Origin of the sequence: Porphyromonas somerae (assembly GCF_022845615.1) — a bacterium.
GTDB classification, from domain to species: domain Bacteria; phylum Bacteroidota; class Bacteroidia; order Bacteroidales; family Porphyromonadaceae; genus Porphyromonas_A; species Porphyromonas_A somerae.
Map to the genome: position 1 here is coordinate 982,517 of NZ_AP025559.1, position 19,278 is coordinate 1,001,794.

17 protein-coding genes are annotated in these 19,278 nt (G+C 46.4%); 1 reads left to right on the plus strand and 16 read right to left on the minus strand.

The genetic code is table 11. The annotated features are described in order from the left end of the window. Position 1: 1 nt before the first annotated feature. The 6 genes from MWL85_RS04135 to MWL85_RS04160 form a co-directional block, all read right to left on the minus strand. A complete protein-coding gene (locus tag MWL85_RS04135; RefSeq protein ID WP_244401531.1) occupies positions 2-1,192 on the minus strand; it encodes a phage portal protein in 1,191 nt (396 codons plus the stop codon). A 114-nt stretch (positions 1,193-1,306) separates the two neighbouring features. Continuing rightward, positions 1,307-2,425: a phage major capsid protein gene (locus MWL85_RS04140; protein ID WP_244401532.1), complete on the minus strand. Its 1,119-nt coding sequence runs from the start codon at positions 2,423-2,425 to the stop codon at positions 1,307-1,309. Positions 2,426-2,525: 100 nt separating this feature from the next. After that, positions 2,526-2,870: a P27 family phage terminase small subunit gene (locus MWL85_RS04145; RefSeq protein WP_244401533.1), complete on the minus strand. Its 345-nt coding sequence runs from the start codon at positions 2,868-2,870 to the stop codon at positions 2,526-2,528. Continuing rightward, the gene (locus MWL85_RS04150) at positions 2,867-6,823 is read right to left on the minus strand and encodes a tape measure protein (protein WP_244401534.1); all 3,957 of its coding nucleotides are present in this window, start codon (positions 6,821-6,823) and stop codon (positions 2,867-2,869) included. The genes MWL85_RS04145 and MWL85_RS04150 overlap by 4 nt, the downstream gene beginning before the upstream one ends. Positions 6,824-6,826: 3 nt before the next feature. Beyond that, complete coding sequence (locus tag MWL85_RS04155) at positions 6,827-7,159, minus strand: hypothetical protein (RefSeq protein ID WP_244401535.1); 333 nt, start codon at positions 7,157-7,159, stop codon at positions 6,827-6,829. 16 nt (positions 7,160-7,175) lie between these two features. Beyond that, positions 7,176-8,240, minus strand: a complete 1,065-nt coding sequence (locus tag MWL85_RS04160) for a head-tail connector protein (RefSeq protein ID WP_244401536.1) — start codon at positions 8,238-8,240, stop codon at positions 7,176-7,178. Positions 8,241-9,216: 976 nt separating this feature from the next. Between MWL85_RS04160 and MWL85_RS04165 the strand changes: the two genes are divergently transcribed. After that, a complete protein-coding gene (locus MWL85_RS04165) occupies positions 9,217-9,999 on the plus strand; it encodes a hypothetical protein (RefSeq protein WP_244401537.1) in 783 nt (260 codons plus the stop codon). Between the two features lie 420 nt (positions 10,000-10,419). Here the strand turns inward: MWL85_RS04165 and MWL85_RS11630 are convergent, their stop codons facing one another. The 10 genes from MWL85_RS11630 to MWL85_RS04210 form a co-directional block, all read right to left on the minus strand. After that, entirely contained in the window at positions 10,420-10,755 is a 336-nt protein-coding gene (locus MWL85_RS11630; protein ID WP_394802113.1) for an HNH endonuclease signature motif containing protein, read from the minus strand. Positions 10,756-11,330: 575 nt separating this feature from the next. After that, complete coding sequence (locus tag MWL85_RS04170; RefSeq protein ID WP_244401538.1) at positions 11,331-12,797, minus strand: DEAD/DEAH box helicase; 1,467 nt, start codon at positions 12,795-12,797, stop codon at positions 11,331-11,333. 7 nt (positions 12,798-12,804) lie between these two features. Beyond that, the gene (locus tag MWL85_RS04175) at positions 12,805-13,104 is read right to left on the minus strand and encodes a VRR-NUC domain-containing protein (protein ID WP_244401539.1); all 300 of its coding nucleotides are present in this window, start codon (positions 13,102-13,104) and stop codon (positions 12,805-12,807) included. A 345-nt stretch (positions 13,105-13,449) separates the two neighbouring features. After that, a complete protein-coding gene (locus MWL85_RS04180) occupies positions 13,450-16,074 on the minus strand; it encodes a virulence-associated E family protein (protein ID WP_244401540.1) in 2,625 nt (874 codons plus the stop codon). Further along, on the minus strand, positions 16,067-16,453 hold the full coding sequence (locus tag MWL85_RS04185; RefSeq protein ID WP_244401541.1) for an HU family DNA-binding protein: 387 nt from the start codon (positions 16,451-16,453) through the stop codon (positions 16,067-16,069). Before MWL85_RS04185 ends, MWL85_RS04180 begins: the two co-directional genes overlap by 8 nt. 58 nt (positions 16,454-16,511) lie before the next feature. Then, entirely contained in the window at positions 16,512-17,111 is a 600-nt protein-coding gene (locus MWL85_RS04190; RefSeq protein WP_244401542.1) for an ssDNA-binding protein, read from the minus strand. Between the two features lie 14 nt (positions 17,112-17,125). Further along, entirely contained in the window at positions 17,126-18,253 is a 1,128-nt protein-coding gene (locus tag MWL85_RS04195) for a DUF2800 domain-containing protein (RefSeq protein ID WP_244401543.1), read from the minus strand. Further along, entirely contained in the window at positions 18,246-18,575 is a 330-nt protein-coding gene (locus tag MWL85_RS04200) for a hypothetical protein (protein ID WP_244401544.1), read from the minus strand. The genes MWL85_RS04195 and MWL85_RS04200 overlap by 8 nt, the downstream gene beginning before the upstream one ends. Beyond that, positions 18,572-18,796, minus strand: a complete 225-nt coding sequence (locus tag MWL85_RS04205) for a DUF3310 domain-containing protein (RefSeq protein WP_244401545.1) — start codon at positions 18,794-18,796, stop codon at positions 18,572-18,574. The genes MWL85_RS04200 and MWL85_RS04205 overlap by 4 nt, the downstream gene beginning before the upstream one ends. Further along, a complete protein-coding gene (locus MWL85_RS04210; RefSeq protein WP_244401546.1) occupies positions 18,793-19,278 on the minus strand; it encodes a hypothetical protein in 486 nt (161 codons plus the stop codon). Before MWL85_RS04210 ends, MWL85_RS04205 begins: the two co-directional genes overlap by 4 nt.

Genomic DNA, 19,278 nt, shown 5'->3' on the forward strand with positions numbered 1-19,278 from the left:
ATCACTCCTCCACCTTTCTCTGTTGTCCTTGAATTAGTCCAATGTTGTCAGTATCAAATAAAGTCTTATCACCATCGGTGAGACGCTCTAACCTCATAACGTCTCGCACCTCATTCACGGTTACGCTCCCAAGATTAAATAGCTTTGTGTAAAGGTTCGCTTGCCCATCAGGGTCGCCAAGTAGTGCCTCCTTGTAGTCAAAGTCTATGAAAAACTTTCCCCACAGCGACTCATCTATTAGCTTCTGCGTAAACGCTTGGGATATCCTCCGACACCACGGAAATACGGAGTCCTTTAGAAAATTAGCCTGTGCCTCTGCACTCGCTTTGTAGTTGCTCGCCTGATTAGCATATAGCTTGTCGGGATGCACACTAAAGAAACGGCAGATGTCTAGTACATTCATCCTCCGCACCTCTTGCAGTTGCGTGTCCGCTGGGTTCATCGCAAACTGAATGAATTTAAGATTGCCGGGAATAAAAGCTATTGTCCGACCACTTGCCAGCTCATCCTCTATCTGTTGCACCTCGTTTTTCTTATTCGCTGTAGCACCAGCTCCTACTCCGAGCCCACTGTCGTCTGTGGTGAATACACCTCTTGCACGCCCACCGCCTGAGATTATCTCCGATGTCTCATTGTCAGACGTCTTGGATAGCTTTAACGTGTCGTAAGCGTGCATCAGCGTACTGATGCCCATACCTGTCGCTCTGTCAATGTAGCAGTTCCGAATATGGATGCAGTCCTTATTTCTGTAGGTACGACCTGCAACTACATACCCGCTGGGCGTTACCGTTACTACCATTGGGTCGGCTATCTCTAGGCTTTTAACCTCATCGCCAGTACGCCTTATAAGAATTAACGCATTGCCAAACACAAACACGTCGTTCATTATCTGAGATAGAAACTCGGTCATCGTTTGGCTCTCGTTTGGGGCGACTAGGAGTAGCTTCTGTAGGGACGTAGTCGTGTCCTCAACCGTACCCAACGCACCTCTCCTGTAACACCGAAGAGTCATACCGCCAACCGCATTACCAATGGCGGAGATGCACCTATATACACTTGAAATGCTAAGTGCATCCTCGTTGGTATAGGCGAGTCCGTTCGTTACACTTATATTGAAGCCACCAGCCTTGCCATTAGACTTGCTGTTGCTAGCAATACCAAAAAAACGCTTTAGACCTTGAATGAAGCTCATACTCCTTAAAAATAAAGGAGCCCACCCGACTCGGGTTAGCGATTACGGGCAGGCTCCAGCGACAAGTAAACAACCAATAAATACTCTAATAAGAAAACCGACTATGAAAAAAAATCAAATGTTACTACCTGCCCCAGCTCCAATTGTCATCTGTGCAAACGCCTCCTTGCGAAAACGTACAACGTCAGCGTCCATGTTCAATGTGAATAGGACGATATTCTTGCGTGCCATTGTGTATGGGTCAATCACCATGTTTGCTCCACCATAGTAGCACACACCGCTCTGACCGAAGTCAGCAAAGAGTGCTTTCTTTTCATTTACATAGTTAGACACGAGTAGCTTGTACCCATTCAACACAGATTGGTCAATATCCAATATCATCTTGGAGTCGCCCTTCTCAACCACTGTCTTTTTCAATGTTGAGTAAGCCTTGGTACCAAGTACATAAGCAGTTGTACGCTTGTCTGTGTTTACATTTTGATTTAAGACAGCACCCTCAAGGTCAATAACACCTGCCCAATCGAGCGACCCAGTCACTTTGTTCTTTTCAGCTAGGTCTTGGAATAGGCCATTGTACGCTCCAACTGCATTATCGGATAGCACAATCTCGTTTAGCTTTCTAGCACACGCCTCGCCCATTGCCGACGTTACGATGCTATAGAGGTCGTAATTGTTCCTAGTGATAGCTCTATTAGACACTGGCACACTAACACTTATCCTCTTAGGACTAGCAGTTAGTGCCTCGAAGTCTAGCTGGCTCAAACCTACCTCCTCGTTCTCACCAAGCACGGAGGCGGTGATTGTGCCTTGCTTGCTCCAAACTGGGTCACCGTGGGTCGCATTCACTAGTTCCAGCCCAAGCTCGTTAAGAATGAAATTCTCCTGCAGTGGCTTGATGATGGACTGTAGCTGTACCCCAACTTGACTGTCGTTAAGACCTGCCTCGGTAGTCACTGTCTCTCTCATCTCTACCCTAGTCCGCCCACCACGTGTAATGGCGTCACTAGCAATCTCGGCAAAACGCTTCTCAAGTGTACTCTGTGGCACCTCTTGATCGCGGATCTCACGCTCCGCCTCAACCTCCATATCAATCATCGCACGCTCGGCACGAAGCTCATCAAAGCGTTTCTGCTCCTCTTCGGTGAGATGACGCTTTTCTTTCTTAGCAACGGAGATTAAGTCCTGCATCTCTGCACGCAACTCTCTGTCCTTTGATATCAATTTATTACCCATATACCTACTATAATGTATTAACACTTATATCCATTGGCAAGATAACATCTATTGCCGTAAGTGCCACATACTCTGCAGAATATAGCACTGCTACTACGGACTAATTTATATCATTTAGCCTTTGTGTTAGTAAATCTACGACATCCCCCTCCAACGCACTCACACTCTTGCTATCCATACCTAGTGTCATCAGTGCCTGCCTAGCCTCTTTTGATGCGTTATTAAAGCCAGTAATCGCTGGGTTAGCTTTGTAGGTCGTATTCTCACCACGCTTCTCCTCTAACACTGCCCCATACTTCTCTATATCCTCGCCAAGGCGGTCACGTACCGCACACGTGCGGACGTAACCATCAATCATCGGATCTAATATCTCCGAGTACTTGTTGCTAGACTTCAAAAGCTCCACAACCAACGCCCTTAACTGCTCTCCTTTTTCATCTTTCATAACCTGCTCTTCCTAATTGCTTCTTTTCTTAATACCATACTGAGTTTATCTGCTTTTGCAGTGAGCGTTCCACCCACCACAACTGTCTGCTGTACGCTCCTGCCAATCTCACCCGAGTTGGCCATCTTAAACAGCCTAGCCTGCTGACTTTGGTTGAGTATCATCTCGCCACTATTTACCATCGCCATTACCTTGTCTCCGCTGTAGCTGTTACCGCCTACGATACCACCTGTAGCAAACTTGCCTGCGTTACTTACTATTAATGCTAACATTGCACCGATTGCGGCTCCAGCCAATGCCACACCTATAAAAGGTATGGACGCATACGCACTAGTGGTCTTGGCTACTGTCTCAGTCACTTTTGCTCCAGTAACCGCCTCACTCGTTGCGACCTCTGTAGCCCCTGCGGCCGCACTAATGGCACTGGCTGTCTCGGTGGACTTTGAAAGCGTGTCTATACAACTCGCAACTGCCTTGATGCCCTTACCAATAGTAATAAACGTATCAATCGCCTGCGTCAGCGTATTGAATAAGGTGACCATCTTCTCCCACCCCGAGGTGTCGGGAGACTCAAACGCCTCATTTAAGCTCTTAAAGCTCCGCACGAGACGTGACGAGCTAGACGCTAATCCTTTAATTTCCTTATAAGCACCCGATGTTGCCTTCTCCCGCTCGTTTTTGAATGTGTAATTAGCCTCACCAACCGCCACAGCTTTCTTTACAGTGTCAGCGCCTTGTGCGTATTTCTGTAAATCCTTTACAATGCGTTCGCCAAATATCTCAAAAAGCTTTTTAACCTCCTCCTCGGTCAGTTCCCCATCCTCCAATGCTTTATCAATGATTGCTAGGTCTGATTGCTTCCACCCATCATCTCTGAGTTCACCCATTATCTTACGAATGACCCCCTCAATCTCCGACTGCCTTTCCTTTAGCACATCTAAGTTTCCCTTTATATCCTTTGCACTAGATGATGTGTCACCAACTCCTGCTATAGCATTCTTGTCTGCATCGGTTATGTCGGCTTTGTCAATGTTAAATGGGCTGTCGTATGCATTCTCTCGTAGTAGCTTTGTCCGCATACGGAGCAGATCTTTGTAGTCACGTTCCGCATCACCCACATCTAGGCTTGTGTACATACGCTCCACATACTCCTCAACGAGCTGTGTTAGTGCTGACGCATATTCGTCCTCAGTAAGCTCACCATCGGCTAGCTTTGCGTTTAGCACTTCTGCATCCTTGCTGAAGCTCTCCTTTAGCTTCTTAAATTCATCGGACGCCTCTATGATAACCTCACTTGCCTTATTATAGCTATCCACCTGCTTCGCCCCAGCACCCAAAAGCCCACCCAGCGTGTCTGCGTGTTTTTGACTGAGCCTTAGCACCTCCTCATCGTACTGCTTCTTGGTTTTAACTCCTGCGTCCAGCTGGTTTTTAGCAGTACGCAACCCCTCTGCATACTGCTTCTCCGCTTCAACCACCTGCTCCGCTGTGGTCTTTTCCATTTTGGTCGCCCCAGCTCCTTTTGTTTTGTCTGGGATTACCCTAGACAGTGCTTCCTGATACAAAGGATTGTCTTTAGCCTTTTCCGCTTGTGCTAGGACGATCTCCTCTAAAAAGTCCTTTGATGCGTCACTTCTGTCCTTTTTGTACTTTTCGTCACTATATACTTTCTCTTCTAAAACAGATCGCTTTTTTTCAAATCGCTCAAGCTTCTCTAGGTACGCTTTTTCAGCTCCCTCTACCGTCCCACCATAATCACCGATGGTGCCTTGTCCACCCTCGCCATCAACTATAGCCTTGAGTTCCGCCTCCTTGCGTTTTGCCTCATTATACTTCGCCTCTAACTTCTTGCGATCTTCAATAGCAAGGTACGCCTCCTCCGCTTGCCCCTCTTTTTTTGATATTTGCCCCTGCCCTGAAGCCCACTCTTTGCCTCTTACGTTTTTATCATAATAATTGCTGACGTATGTCTCAATATCAACACCAGCCTCACGTGCTTCGCGACGGAGCCATTTTTTATCCAACTTGCTGTTTGCATTGTCTTGTGCCGTTAACACGTCCTCCTCAAGCTCTTGTACAATCCGCTGTTGCTGTAGCAGGTCTCTGTGTTTCTTCGCTTTCTCCAAGACGCCATCGAATGTGTACTTGCCATTAGCAAGGTACTCATCGGTAATACCGTAGGTTTGTTTGATAGACTCTGCGGCTAGTTGCTTGTCAATCGTTTTTGACTTTGGGTCCTCTAATATCCTAATATTATCGTCTAGCAGATTAGCGTTCAAGTCCTTGTTCTCATCCGCACGAGCCGCACGCTCCTCATCCGACAGTGCTATTGCTTCTTTTACCTCTTTGGCGACGCGTGTCGCCTCACGTGCCTTTGAGATAACGTCCGTTATCCACCCTATTAACGACCCAATGGCTGTCGCAATGGCACCGAAAATGCTCATAGAGATGAGCGACTGTATGCTCACCCACATAGACTTCATCGCCCTACCAAGCGTTGCCCACGTGGCTTTCATCAATTGCGACGACCGACTCGTGGATAGCACTGCTGCCGCATTCGCTTTCTCGGTCTCCAGCACCTTTTGGCGTTCTACCAACTTACGCTGAGTGAGCTCCTCAGTCGCTATCGCCTCAAGCCCCCTTGTCTTTGCCTGCTCAGCCTTTAGGACTGCCGCACTGCTACGCCCGGTGACACGAACCTTATCCTCTGCTACTATTTTATTTATTTGTGCCTCACGTCTTGCTAGTTGCTCTTTGTTCCTAGCAATGGTGGCGTCCAGCTGTGCCACCTTTTGTGCGTTATTTGCTTTTAACGCAATCTCTTTCTGTGCTGTTGCAGTTACGATCCTTTGCTTGTTCGCCTCAGCAGATGCTTTTAACGTCTCCAGCTTCTTATCCAAAAGCATCAGCCGAGTTGCCTTGTCCCGCTCTATTTTCTCGATCGTCTTTGCGTACTTGCTGTGTATAGCAGTACTCCTCTCCTGCATTGTGATCTTAGATGCGGCAAGTTGCTCATCAATCGCTTTTATCTCTTGTGCGGCATGCATATACTGCGTCTTAACACCTTTGGCTGTTGCTATAGACGCAGTCCTCAAACGCTTTAATGGCTTGGATATGATGAATGCTATCAATCCACCGATTAAAGCTCGCATATTGTTAACGGCTCCCCTTACTAGTGCCACCAGCCCATCAATCATCGGCTTTATCCTGCCGGGGAGATCTAGGCTCTTAATTCCGATGGCAAATTCGTTCTTTAGCTTCGTCCAGCTCGTTACAAAGTTGTCAAAATCGGCACTTGCTGTCGCTTTGTTTAGCTCATCGGCAAACTTGGGGAGGATATCCTTACTCAATATCGCTCCCTTTGCCATCATCTTCTCAAATTGTGCCGTAGTAAGACCGCTCGCCCTCGCCATTGCCATATATGCAATTGGCAGGTGCTCTCCCATCTGCCTGCGAAGCTCCTCGGAGCTGATCTTGCCCTTAGACATCATCTGTGACAGTGCCAGCGTTACCAGCCCTGTCCGCTCCGCACTCAATCCGTATGTCGCACACGCCTTAGAAACTGACTCAAATATCTTCTCCTGATCCTCTATCGGCACATTCGCTTGCCGAGCGGCCGCAGAGAATCCAACATACCCCTGAGTTAATGCCAGCAAGTCCTGACCATAAGTCCGTGCCGTCTTACTGAGAAATTTCTGTGCTCTATTAAAGTCAACGACTCCGTCCGTTACGTTTTTAAGTGCAATTCTGTTCCGCTCTACAGCCAACGCTGTTTGCTTTAGACTCCGCACCAGTGTGGTAAGTGCTAAAGCTCCTCCCGAGATGACGGCAAACCAACGCACAAATGACGCTTTTAGCCGATTTACACTGCTCTCTACTGCCTTAGCACTCTTGTCAAATCCACTTTTTATCAGCTCTAGTACGACTGATATTGTTAGCCCCGATTTAGCCATATATTACTCGTTATCCATACGAAGCAGTACCTTGGTCTGCCCCATTGATACATTATACCACATCAATCTGTATAGGTCGCCATTGTACCTTATACGGATATTCCGTCCATTCCACTTGTGGTGTGGCTGGTGCCTGAATATCAATTGCACCTGCCAGTCCACAAATCGCTCATTCGCTCTGTTCTCCTGCCAATACGTGTAAGGTCTGCTCTGCACCTCGTAACACCTCACCTTGCCGAGACTGACTAGCTCTGTCTTTGTTGCCCCCGTGTCCGTCCTTACAGTACGCTCTTCAAAGAGCTCGCACCAGTTTCTCGCTATTATACCTGCTCTCATAGACTATATGCACCCATTAATTGTCACCAGTCCATTTATAGTGTTGATAAAAAATAAGTTGGTGTATAATTGATCCTCTATAGTACCAACCACTCCATCCTAACGTCTCATTAATACTTTGATCGTCGGGCTGTCCTTGTGCATCATACGCTTTTAACTCATACTTACACAACGCCTCAAAATACCGCTTTAGTGGCAACACAAAGCCTCTCACAAACAGATTCAGTTTTGCAAGCTCTTTCTCATTCTCTTTAAGTGCATCTCGGAGCCTAGTAATAAACCCATCAACATGCTTTTCGTATGTGGCACCGAATGTCGTATAAACGTCAATATAGTGGCTGTAAGATTCCTTAGCCAAACTGCTGTGTTCCTTAAAACAATAATCCATAAACATGGTCACACCATCAATGAGTGGGACCACCTCAAGTCTCTTTTTTAGAGTATCAATTAGCTCATCTGCTTTCTCTTCAAAATTATATTGTATTATGTCAGTGTAAATACTCATTTGCTGTTCGAAATCCTCGCGCGTTCTATCTTCTTGTAAATAGGCGTACTCTGTAGAGGCAAGCCACTTTCTCTCTGCGTCTGTTAAGTCGCAAATCCGTACACCCAAAAACTGAGCCACCGCACTGTACTTTGCGATCTCCTCCTCCGTGTACTCGGGTTCGGGTTGTGGTTCAGGCTGTGGAGCTGGCTCAGGCACGTCCTCTACAGTAGGCTTCACTCTAGGTATGCCTTTATACGGCATTAGGAGTGCAGATATGCTAAAGCTCATATCTCGTCTATTCGTAAACGACTCACCCTCACGCTCAGCGTAGTACCGACCAACCAAAAGTCGCACAGCGTGAATAAGTGTAGGTGGCATAATACCATCGTACTGCTCAAAAAGCTCCTTTAGTGACCGCTCAATCGTCACCTCAACGAGGTTCCAAGACGCAACGGCATATTCTTGTATCAACTCATCATCAACATCGTGCTCAACTATGAGATGCCGTTTTAAGCTATCAAGACTGCACCACGGACTCACCTCATCCCACGTCAAGTGACCAAGCCCGAGCTCTGTAATTGTCAAGTATTCCATATTTCCTCCAATTTTTGCGTTTTAGACGCTTTTATTCGTCCGAGTATAGTTTGCTAATTGTGTAAATATAAAACGAAGTGCGGACAAAATAGGGCTATTTTTAGCCGTGCTTTTGCTACTCTAGTATAAACCGCAAAAAATTTGCCCTCGCGTGTGAAAAGCAGGCGGCGGGTGGATTTCCGCAACCCGGGGGTGGGGTATAAAAAATAGGGGGGGTACTCGGTCAGTATGTTTGTTAATTATTTTAGGATATTAATTTTTGCAATCGTTTGGGAGAGTTTGCCGGTTGCCGGTGCCGGTGCCGGTTGCCGGTTGGTCTTTGCTATCATCAAGGTAACCAAAGCTATCTATTTAGGTCAGGTTGTCTTTGGTCTTGCAATCATCAAGATAACCAAAGCTATCTATTTGGGTGAGTTTGTCTTTGCTCTTGCTATTATCAAGGTAATCAAAGCTTTCTATTTAGGTCAGGTTGTCTTTGGTCTTGCAATCATCAAGATACCAAAGCTATCTATTTGTGTGAGGTTGTCTTTGCTCTTTGCTATCATCAAGATACTAAAGCTATCTATTTGGGTCAGGTTGTCTTTGCTCTTTGCCGTTTGTTTGCGGTCGCTTGCATACTTTGCGAGTTGGTGCGAGTGTGTGCGTACTGTACTATATGTATTTAATATTTTTTGATACGAAAAAGATAGCTATTTATTTGGTATATTCGTTTATTATGTGTATCTTTGAGGTACAAAAGGGGAGGAAATAGGTACTACAGTGGTAGCACAATTTTAACTCAATCAAACGCAAAGATACTAATATTTAACAATATTTAACCGCTAAAAATTTGGTAGGCTGCTAAGTATTTGGTATCTTTGATATAGAAAAGGAAAAGGTAATAGCTAAAGATTAGCAAGCACAAAAAGGGGCACCCCCTTGCTATCTTTGGCAAATAAAAAAGAATAACAAAAAAGGGTGCCCCGTACAAAAGAATATGGCAAATATCGTAAAAAATTCGGAAACTACAAAGGAAACCGCAAAGAATGCAAGCAAAGACGCAAAGCAGGTTACCCTCAAGGAAAAGGTAACCACCCCCGCCCCCGCTTTTGAGGATAAGACCCCGCAAATGTTTGCGGATCCTCAATACTGCTGGGACCTAATTTGCAAGGTCCTAGGAGCTGACGGTACAACTCCTAGGGATAAAAGAGATGCCAACACAATAGACCGCCAATTCTATGGAATTGCAAGGGCTACCACTTTAGCACTACTTTGCGGGGGTCAGGACACGTTTGTAAAACGTGTTGAAAACCTCGATACATTTGGGGGTAATAAGCTAACTTCCGAATATGTTAGCGACCTTTTAGAAAAGGGATACCCCCGCCAAGCCGTTACGTGTGTAGTTGAGCTTTGTATCCTAACGGGGGTAAAATTCCACCCCGATTTGCTTGAAAAATTTTACCTTTGCACCGAAGAGGTAAAAAATCGTGGGGAGCTTTTAGGGGCTAAGATTTTGGAAAAACACGATACTTTAGGAGTATCGGAAGAGGATGCCAATGCGTTTGTACGTCGTTTTTCTTCCTCCAAAGTATCCGACAAAAAACTCCTTGAGTATATAAAAGAGAAAGGGGTAACATACGATGAAGCGGTTACCGCTTTATCTGAAGGAGGGCAAAAAATGCGTTTGGACTTTGAGGATTTGAAAAAGCTAGGTATATATGAAATAAATTATACTAGCAACTCCGCCGTAAAAGATTACGTTTATTTCGTAATCAAGTAACCGCCCCCCCCTTTATAGGTTGCAATACCTTACCACTCTAATAAAGTGGTAAGGTATTTTTTTTGTGGTTATATCTCTAGGAAGTTCATCAATCTCTAGGAAGTTCATCAATCTCTAGGTAGTTCATCAATCTCTAGGAAGTTCATCAATCTCTAGCAAGTTCATCAATCTCTAGGAAGTTCATCAATCTCTAGCAAGTTCATCAATCTCTAGCAAGTTCATCAATCTCTAGCAAGTTCATCAATCTCTAGGAAGTTCATCAATCTCTAGCAAGTTCATCAATCTCTAGCAAGTTCATCAATCTCTAGCAAGTTCATCAATCTATAGCAAGTTCATCAATCTCTAGGAAGTTCATCAATCTCTAGCAAGTTCATCAATCGCAACTCAGCGACAAGTAAATAAAACAAAGAGACTGAGCGACTACTTATTAAGCGACAACGACTCAAGAAAGTGATTTTTGCGTTCGTCTTTGCGAGAGCGATTATGAATATCGTGGTGACACTTGCGACAAACGCTCATGAGGTTGTCAAAATCGTAAGCACGAGAGCGAGCGTCAGCAACTGTCGGAGCGAGCTCAATAGATGCTATGTGATGAACTTCTTGTGCTGCAGTCGTCCGACCTTGGCTGAGGCAAACCTCGCAGAGAGGCTGGTATGCAAGTTTTCGGAGACGTATTTTCCGCCACCTCCTCGTGTTAATCAAAGAAACATAAAGCTCGCTCCTCCGCATTGGAGTATATGATTTATTCTCACCCATCTGAATAGACTATAAATATTATCCGTTACGATACAACCTCCACTTCCTTACGATACAACCTCCGATTCCCTGTGATGCAACCTCCTCCGTCTTATGATGCAACCTCCGTACCGTTATGATATAAGCTGTACCTCTGTAAAGATACAAACAAACGTCACGCAGAAATAATCGTGAGGTATCTTTTCAAGCCTTTGTGATATGTAAATATGATATTGTTACTGAGCGAGTCTGCTCGCTGAATGTGAATCCAAAAGATTTCATCGGTTTTTTTCTTAGAAACTTCTCCTGCGGTAGAAACTTTTCTCGTACAAAATTTTTCCACAGTAGAAACTTTTCCTGCAGAAACTTTTTCCGCAGTAGAAACTTTTCATGCAGTAGAGACTTTTATCGGAGAAACTTTTCCTGCAGTAGAAACTTTTCCTGCAGAAACTTTTTCCGCAGTAGAAACTTTTCCTATAAACAAAAGAAGTGGTGGAGCTATTAAAACTCCACCACGACATGACAAATGCTAAAAATTCAACGAATGCAAAAACGCAACGTCTTTTCTTTAGACACGACAAAGATAACAAAATAAATCAATCCGCCATAACACTTTCGCAGGTGCTTTTCACTGCATCCATCAGAGCCTGCTGAGTAGACTTCTTATCCGTCAGGGACTTTATTATCCGCTCCTCAATAGTGCCAACGCAATAAAACCTGTAAACAAATACTGGCTTCTTTTGCCCTTGCCTATATAAGCGAGCGTTAGCTTGTTGCCACTCCTCCAGCGACCACGTAAGACCGTACCACGCAACTATACGACCGCCACTCTGCATGTTCAGTCCGTGCCCCATAGACTTCGGGTGGCCGAGTAGGCGAGAGACCTCACCTTTATTCCACTTCTCAAACACACCATCCGTGTGCAGTGACTTCGCACCAGTGATCTGCTTTAGGCGGTCATACTCGTGTCTAAAGCTATAAAGGATTAAAACATTCTCGGACGTCTCGTCTAGGAAATCGAGGAAGCGTTCATACTTTGAGTCTATCCCACTTTTAACATAAGACGCATCGTCGGAGCGTGCTCCAAACTTTTCCAATTCATCAATATCCTCGGACGCTTCTTTTTTGCCGTCTAATTTTACGCACACGGGCTCTTCTGTGCCTGTTGCGTCCAAAGTATCATCCTCTTCAAAATAAACGGCTCCTGAGCAAAATTGTAGTAACTTACCACAAAGCACTGCTGCATTGGTAGCTAGGATCGCGCCTCCGTCTGTTAGCTCCAATACCCGATCACGCTCAAAACGTTTATAGAGCTTCATCTCAGCGTCCGTTAGATAGATAGGCACATCCACATAATTAACGGCTGGCAGAGTGAGGTAGTCATTTGCCTGCATACTCATCGCAATAGTAGAGACACGCTCCTCAATAGCCTGCCTAGCCCCATCACGATAGCCCCACTTGTAAACAATATGCCCCTGCCCATACAGAGGGACAAAGTACTTCATTCGGTATTGCGTCATTGTCTTTTCAAGTGCCACGCCATTATCTATCAACGCACACTGGCTCCACAAGTCCATATAACCATTCGGGGATGGGGTACCAGTCAGCCCAACGAAGTACGAGTAGCATCCAAACTTTTTGCGAAGTGCCTTCCACCGCTTCGCCTTCGGTGACTTAAAACTGCTGAGCTCATCTACCACGACCATGTCGTAATCAAACGGAAGCCCACTATCGTTTAGTAGCCATTGCACGTTCTCTCTGTTAATCGTATACACTTCTGCCTCCGACTGTAAAGCGTCCATTCTTTGCTTTTTTGTTCCTACCGCAACGGCTACTCTGAGCTTCTGTAGGTGGTTCCACTCACCTACCTCGTCAGACCACGTGTGGAGGGCTACCTGCTTCGGAGCAATTACCAAAACTTTCCTCACCTCAAAGTCGGAAAAGATTAGCTCCTCTATTGCGGTAAGGGTGATCACCGTCTTACCGAGTCCCATCTCTAGAAATAAACCACACCGCTTCATTCGTTTTATGTAAGCGACCGCCTCGGTTTGGTAGTTATGCATCTGCGACTTATCTAACATTGCAGATCCTCCTCTCTTTTTCAATTACGGCTTCCAAGCTCTCCGTACTATCCACCACGTACACTCGCTGACCCATTCTGCGTAGTTGGCTGTGGCGGTATTCTTGTATTGCTGTTGGTCGCTCACCAGTTGATTTGAGTTCTACCCAAAAGCATCTGTCTTTCACAAGACACAGTCGGTCGGGGTAACCGACCTCTGTCTGACTAGTGTATTTCACTGCTACTCCACGCAGTTTTTCACGCACCATCTGCTGGAGTTTCCGTTCTAAAACCTTTTCGCTCTCTATCATTATGAATATTTAATAAATTATATACAATGGACTGCGTGGTATATACAATGTGGACTGCAGGGTTCTCTCCGCAGTCCACTGCGACTTCACGCACCGCATGCGGTGTGTCGCTTGGTCGGTGCACCGCAGGTCCGCATTTGGACAGTTTCCCATACACTGTGTGTAGGATTGTGTGTGTATATATACCACCACACTACTACTCTATATCTATTCCCACACATACTACTATAAATACTGCAGTCCAGCAGACCATTATTATTGTTTTACACGCTCTACAATTACAAACTCACGACGGACGGCACAGCAGGTCTGCACTAATTACTGCAGACCTGCAGTCCGTCCGCACTATAATTCAAAAGCTCCCTGCGTCCAAATTTTGCCGTTTTCGTAATCAACTACAGCACCAACACTCAGTTGCGGTTGCTTTATAAAGTCCCCTTTTATCCTCGTGTAGCAGATTTGTCTACCGTAGCCACTGACACGCCTCCTCACTGGATCACGCTTCCACCCATCCAGCTGATCTAGCATTAGAGCTATCGTTTTGCACTGGGCTGTCTTAAACTTAATATTCGTATCACCATAGAACTCGTTGTACACTTCTAAAGGTGAGACGCTGTCACGTGGTGCGACTGGGTCGCCCAATGCGATGAGGTCAAGCATCCTCGGAGCGGTGAAATACAACCTCCGCTCCTCCTTGGTGAGCTTCTCCCAATTAGACTTAGCAGGCAAAGGTGTGTCCAGCCACTCCTCCAGCTCGGCAAGCTCGCTTTGGTTTGCGTCAAATTCCTTCTGCTGTGTCACCAGCGTAGCACTCATATCATCATCAAGCATTAACTTCTCACCCATACGCCATAGCACGTACGCCTCAGCCCATACCTGCATCACCTCGTCTTGAGATAAGCTCCAAACGTCCTCAACTGCTTTCGTCTTATCGCAAGGGAGGATCCAATACCTGCGGTTGCCCGTAAGGTCACGAAGTATCTCACGCTCGTTTGTAGTGCCGAAAAAGACGCACGACCTTTTATGTATCACAGTAAACTCCTTATAAGCTCCTCTAAACTTGTCCTGCCGTTTTGAGATAAAAGACTTCATACTCTCCACGTCTTTTTTGTTATGCCCTTGCATCTCTGCTAGCTCAATTATCCAGCTACCAACGACCGCCTCCTCTAGTTTGTTATTCTGTGCACTCAGATCCATACTCTCATTAAACCATTCACCGTCCCCAGAGAGTTTGTATAGCAGTGTAGACTTACCAGCCCCCTGCGATCCACTGAGTATCGTTATTTGGTCAAACTTGCACCCAGGATCAAACACTCGTGCAACGCAAGCGACCAGAGCCTTGCGACTGATTTCTCTGTAGAGCTTCTCATCAGGTACCCCGAGGTACTTTATGAATAGCTCCTCAACACGTGGTACGCCATCCCACTTTTGCGACTGTATATAGTCCGTGACTGGGTTGTATCGGAATGTCTTATCCCCAAACGTGGAAAAGAATGCCGTCCTCAGCAGGCGACCTTTATTCTCCAGCCCCCACAGCTTCTGCACCTCTAGCTCCAAGCACGCCATATCAACATCCGTCCACTGGTGATCATCGGTAGCCCTCCAAACAATATCACCAACTACAGTTATCATATCACTAAACTCATCGTACATCACGTTCCCTTTAATGAGTCGGATATCATTCTTTAGTATCAAACTAAAGGCAAGCACGCTCGGCTTCAGCTCACCACTTTTTACGTCACGGAGGGAGTCAAGCTCACTCATCCACTCTGCAGGCGATTTGTTATCCTCTGTTGGTTCCTCCTGCTGGTCTCCGTTATATACAACCTCATAGCCATACGCACGATTAGCCTCTTCGTACTCCATTTGCGTCATCGCCCCACGCACGACAGGATTGTCCATTGCGTATTGGCACATTGCAATGTAGCTCGGTTTGTTGCTCTCTATCTGTACACGACTGCTGGCGTCTTGACTTCCAAACAAAATCAGCCTGACTAGGTCAAAACTATTTAGCAGTTTGCCAGCGTTTGGATCCTTATTGCTATGATTTGAATATATCCACTTACCATCATAAACTACCACCCCAGCGTCACTCTCGGCTCCTCTAAACGTGTACCGATCTCTGTTATTAGTAGGCTCGTAAACGTGGGAGCAAATAGCTAACGCCTCGTAAATTGATACAGCCCTGCACCACGCACCAACGACCCCAGCCTTAGTTGTCGGGTCCTCCACAGCAAGGCGAGACTCGCCTACGTCAATCGTTCGGATCCGATTCGTATTACTCTGGTCGGACGTGCCTGCCACATCGCTTCTCGTCACCGTCACAAGCGGTACAGCGTATCGCCTCAGTTCCCCATCAGATGCTCCAGCCCATTCGGCTGGGTTTTTCCAATTACTGTACTGGGATAATATCCAATCTGCATCAACGCAGTCACCCTCGTTTACACTAGTAAACGGCACTACGTCTCTCGGCACAGATGGGTAAAACATTAGCCGCTCAGGCTCGCAACAGCTGATGTCTATCCCGTCAAGACCGACAACGCCACAAAGGTAATGGCAGATGGCTCTATACTCAAGTGGCTCCACATCTCTATTCAAAGGTAAGACGATGCGGACGCACGGAGCCGACTCAGTGTATGAGTGTGTAGAGTAAATTATATATCGGTAGTCCTTTAGCCCATCAAAACACGGCATCTCGTGTGCCTTATCAATATCAATTGTAATAAGACTGCGGCATATTACATTCTCTTTCTTCCGCTCCCCATTGCCACCTAGGTGTCCACCGACAAAGCCTCCCACGTCTTTTGTGTCGCCTCTTTGTTTGTTCGTCAATAGTTTGTACTCCTCGGCAGTCTCAGGCGTAAATACGTAAGATGTGAGCCGTTTTTTAAGCTCCCCCCACGACACCTCCTCGTTAGCCCAAAACTTTGCGGTGCGACTATTTGCTACAGCAATTTTATACTCATTCATTGATAAACTCCTTGCCCGTTTCTTTTATAATTTTCATAACATCTGCGTTTGGTGAAAAGCGGATTGTATACTTCAGCACCTCTTCGCTAGGAGGCTGGCTTTCATCAACGCAAAGACCACTACTTCGGATATTGTTTGAAAACTCACCAACGCAGTGGACTTCCACTTTGCACCCACGAGACAGATACTCGCCAATCACCTCAGCCAGTGCACGAAGCACACGATTTACAGTCAGCGTCTGCTCGTCCGATTTTTCACTAATTAACGAGGTAACCTCTTGCCTGCTCAGCTTAGCCTCAGTGATACTTCTGTAGTACATAGTTGGGTGCCGTGACAGCACATTGCCCGATCGTCTAGATGGTTTTAACTTTATGCTCATACAGTGAAAATAAAAGGTCTGCCCACCACCATAGCGTGATGGGCAGACTCATTGCTAATTACATAAACTCATCGCCAGTGTTATCAGCAACCACCTCGGCACCAAAGGCGTCAGAGTCGCTCATTCCAGCCTCGCCAAGTACCTCACCATCACGCACTTTGCAAACGCTCCTCAGCCCAGCTCCAATACCAGCCGATTTGTTATTGTAAGCGTAGAAGTTTAGATACACTCGTGCGTAGCAACCAGAGTAAATCTCACCGACGTTGGCGAGACGCATCTTGCCATCACCATTTGGTACATAGAGCCTCGGTGGGTTAGTAGTGTTCGCTGAGACGTTCATAATGTAATGCCCTTTAATCTCAGGAGCCTTCTCGCAAAGAAGCTCACCCTTCATATTTGTGTGTGTGTCACCATCCCTTAGCGGGTTGCGACCTTTAGATACATCACCTTTGCCACGTTGCTTCCCGAGCTCCACTGCATTGCTCATCGCCTGTTTGATGCTAGCAACGAGCCCAGCATCGCTCTTTGGTATCATTAGCATACAAGTGTACTTCTCATCATTGGTATCGTCGCTCTTGCGAGCATTGTCAAGATACACATACGACAGTCTCACCTCACTAGTAACGATGGATGCACCATCAACTTTAATCTGTTCCATTTCTCTTTTTGTTATTATGAAAAAATCTGTTCATCAGTTATCATCTCCTCTCTCTTATCTGTAGCAACGACCAGCTCAGGGGCACCATCGGGTTTGTAAATAAACGCATTGAGATTTACACCACTACCCTCCAGCCGCCTTTCGAGCTCCCCTATGCCACGGAGCTTTTTGTTTAGATAGGTATCCTCTTTGTACCCGAGTAGCCTCAGACGCTTCATCAGCCCCTCCTCGTCACGCCACCTACGCATCGTCCGTTTTTGTACGACTTTGTAGCCGGGTATGCTTCCACGATCAGCCATCGCCATAGCAAGAGCATGGTCTTGTACCGACTTCATCAAGTCGGTGATGCGTGCTCCTGCGTCCAGCCACTTTGCCAGCAACTTGCCGTCAGCGATGTTGTTGGAGAAGTTATCATCGAAGTTGTCATCCACCTCTTTGAATGCGTCCATCTCCTTTTCAAGGCGAGCCTTACAAGCACCACCACCTCTACAGAAACGGCACCACTCACCGACGTCCCAAACGCCATCGCCATTGTATGCTCTCTTAGCTAGTGGCTTCAACACCATCTCACCCCAAGCACGGAGGCGGTCAACGGTCATGGACGTCTCGCAGATGTTAGCCATCCTCGGCTGGTAGATGTGCATGTGGACCGTCTGAATATTGTCGTACAGCCATCCATACTCCTCTAAAGCCCCGAGGGCATAAATCATCATCTGCGGGTTATCAAGTACACTGACCATCACTCCCATACCATATTTGAAGTCCACAACGTGGAGGTCGTTATCGGATATGATTATGCAGTCTGTAGTACCGAAGCTGTGAGGCACGTACTTATCTAAACTGAGCCGTGTCTCCACAAACCTGCTCGGCTCTTTGTAGTTAGCCTCAATGGCGTAAATGTACTCAGCGTACTGCTTGGCGTGCCGTAGCATTGTTGGATCCACGTCGTCGCCAATCTCAATACCATTCAAAACCTTTTCACAAAGCTCGTGAGCCATCGTACCCTCACGTGCAGCCTCCGACTCGCTGTCGGGGAATTGTTCCTCAAACCGTGGTGCGTTAGTACATTGTAACCAGCGGTGAGCGGAGGATGGCGACAGCATTGCGTGCTGTCGCTCCTCGTGCTTTACTTCTTTACTCATCGTCATCTGCGTCATCCTTATAGATGTACATTTTCATTTTAGACATCAGCACCTGTATGTTGCGGATAAGGTCTGCTGGAAATACCGAGGTAGCACCATCCGATGCTATTACTACCGCCTGATCCGTATCAACAAGCAAGTCAGCAGCGTGGAAAAAATTGGCAACAATAAATGCGATAGTCTCGCTCATACTCTCCATATTGAATCGGTGTACCAACTCTGGTTCGTTGTCGCCCTCTTGTGTAAGCATATACACCATCTTGGCAGACTTAACTGCGTTAATCATCTCTTCCTTGTCCTTAAAATAGGTCTCCTTACTCATAGTCCTGTCTGTTCAAATTCTGTTATATCAATTAAATACTTAATCAGTGACTCTGCCTTACGCAGGTCTTGTAGTCCATTCTTTTTCCTCCACCGAGTTACGTACTTTATTATAGAGCCCTCCACGAAGCCAAGTCCGTTTCTGTGGATATAATCAATCGGCTGGATGGGTAGGTCTTTATAGTGTTCGCCACCTACCTGCTCACATACTGGTTCGTTCATTGTGCTGGTTTTGTAGTGTCCTCTCCGTATGCCCAACGTGTGAGGGCGATTCGGTTTTTCAATAGATAGTCAGCAGAGTTGCATATAGCTCCGTACTTTTTCGGATCCACCTTTGATAAACCAGCTCCAGCTCCAGCGTAGTACTCTATCAGTCTAAAGCAGGCGTTTTTCAGACCACCCTCCTGAGCCAGCTCTGCTAACTTCAACTTGGTATCCTCAAGTGTTACGTCAGTGCTATCCACGTCAAACTCGGACGGATTAAACACGTCAGACCCATTCAATAACAATGGTGGCTTTTTCGCTACTGGAGCGGTATTGCCATTCTCCTTTGGCACACCAACATTGGAGATCTGCTGTGCCGCCTCAAGGGCTTCCTTGCCCTCCTCAGCGTGGCGTTGCCTGATCTCGGGTGTCGCAGTCTCGTCCACCCATCGCAGGTAAGCGTCCAGCTCTTCCCTGCTCATTAGTACATTAAATTCCAT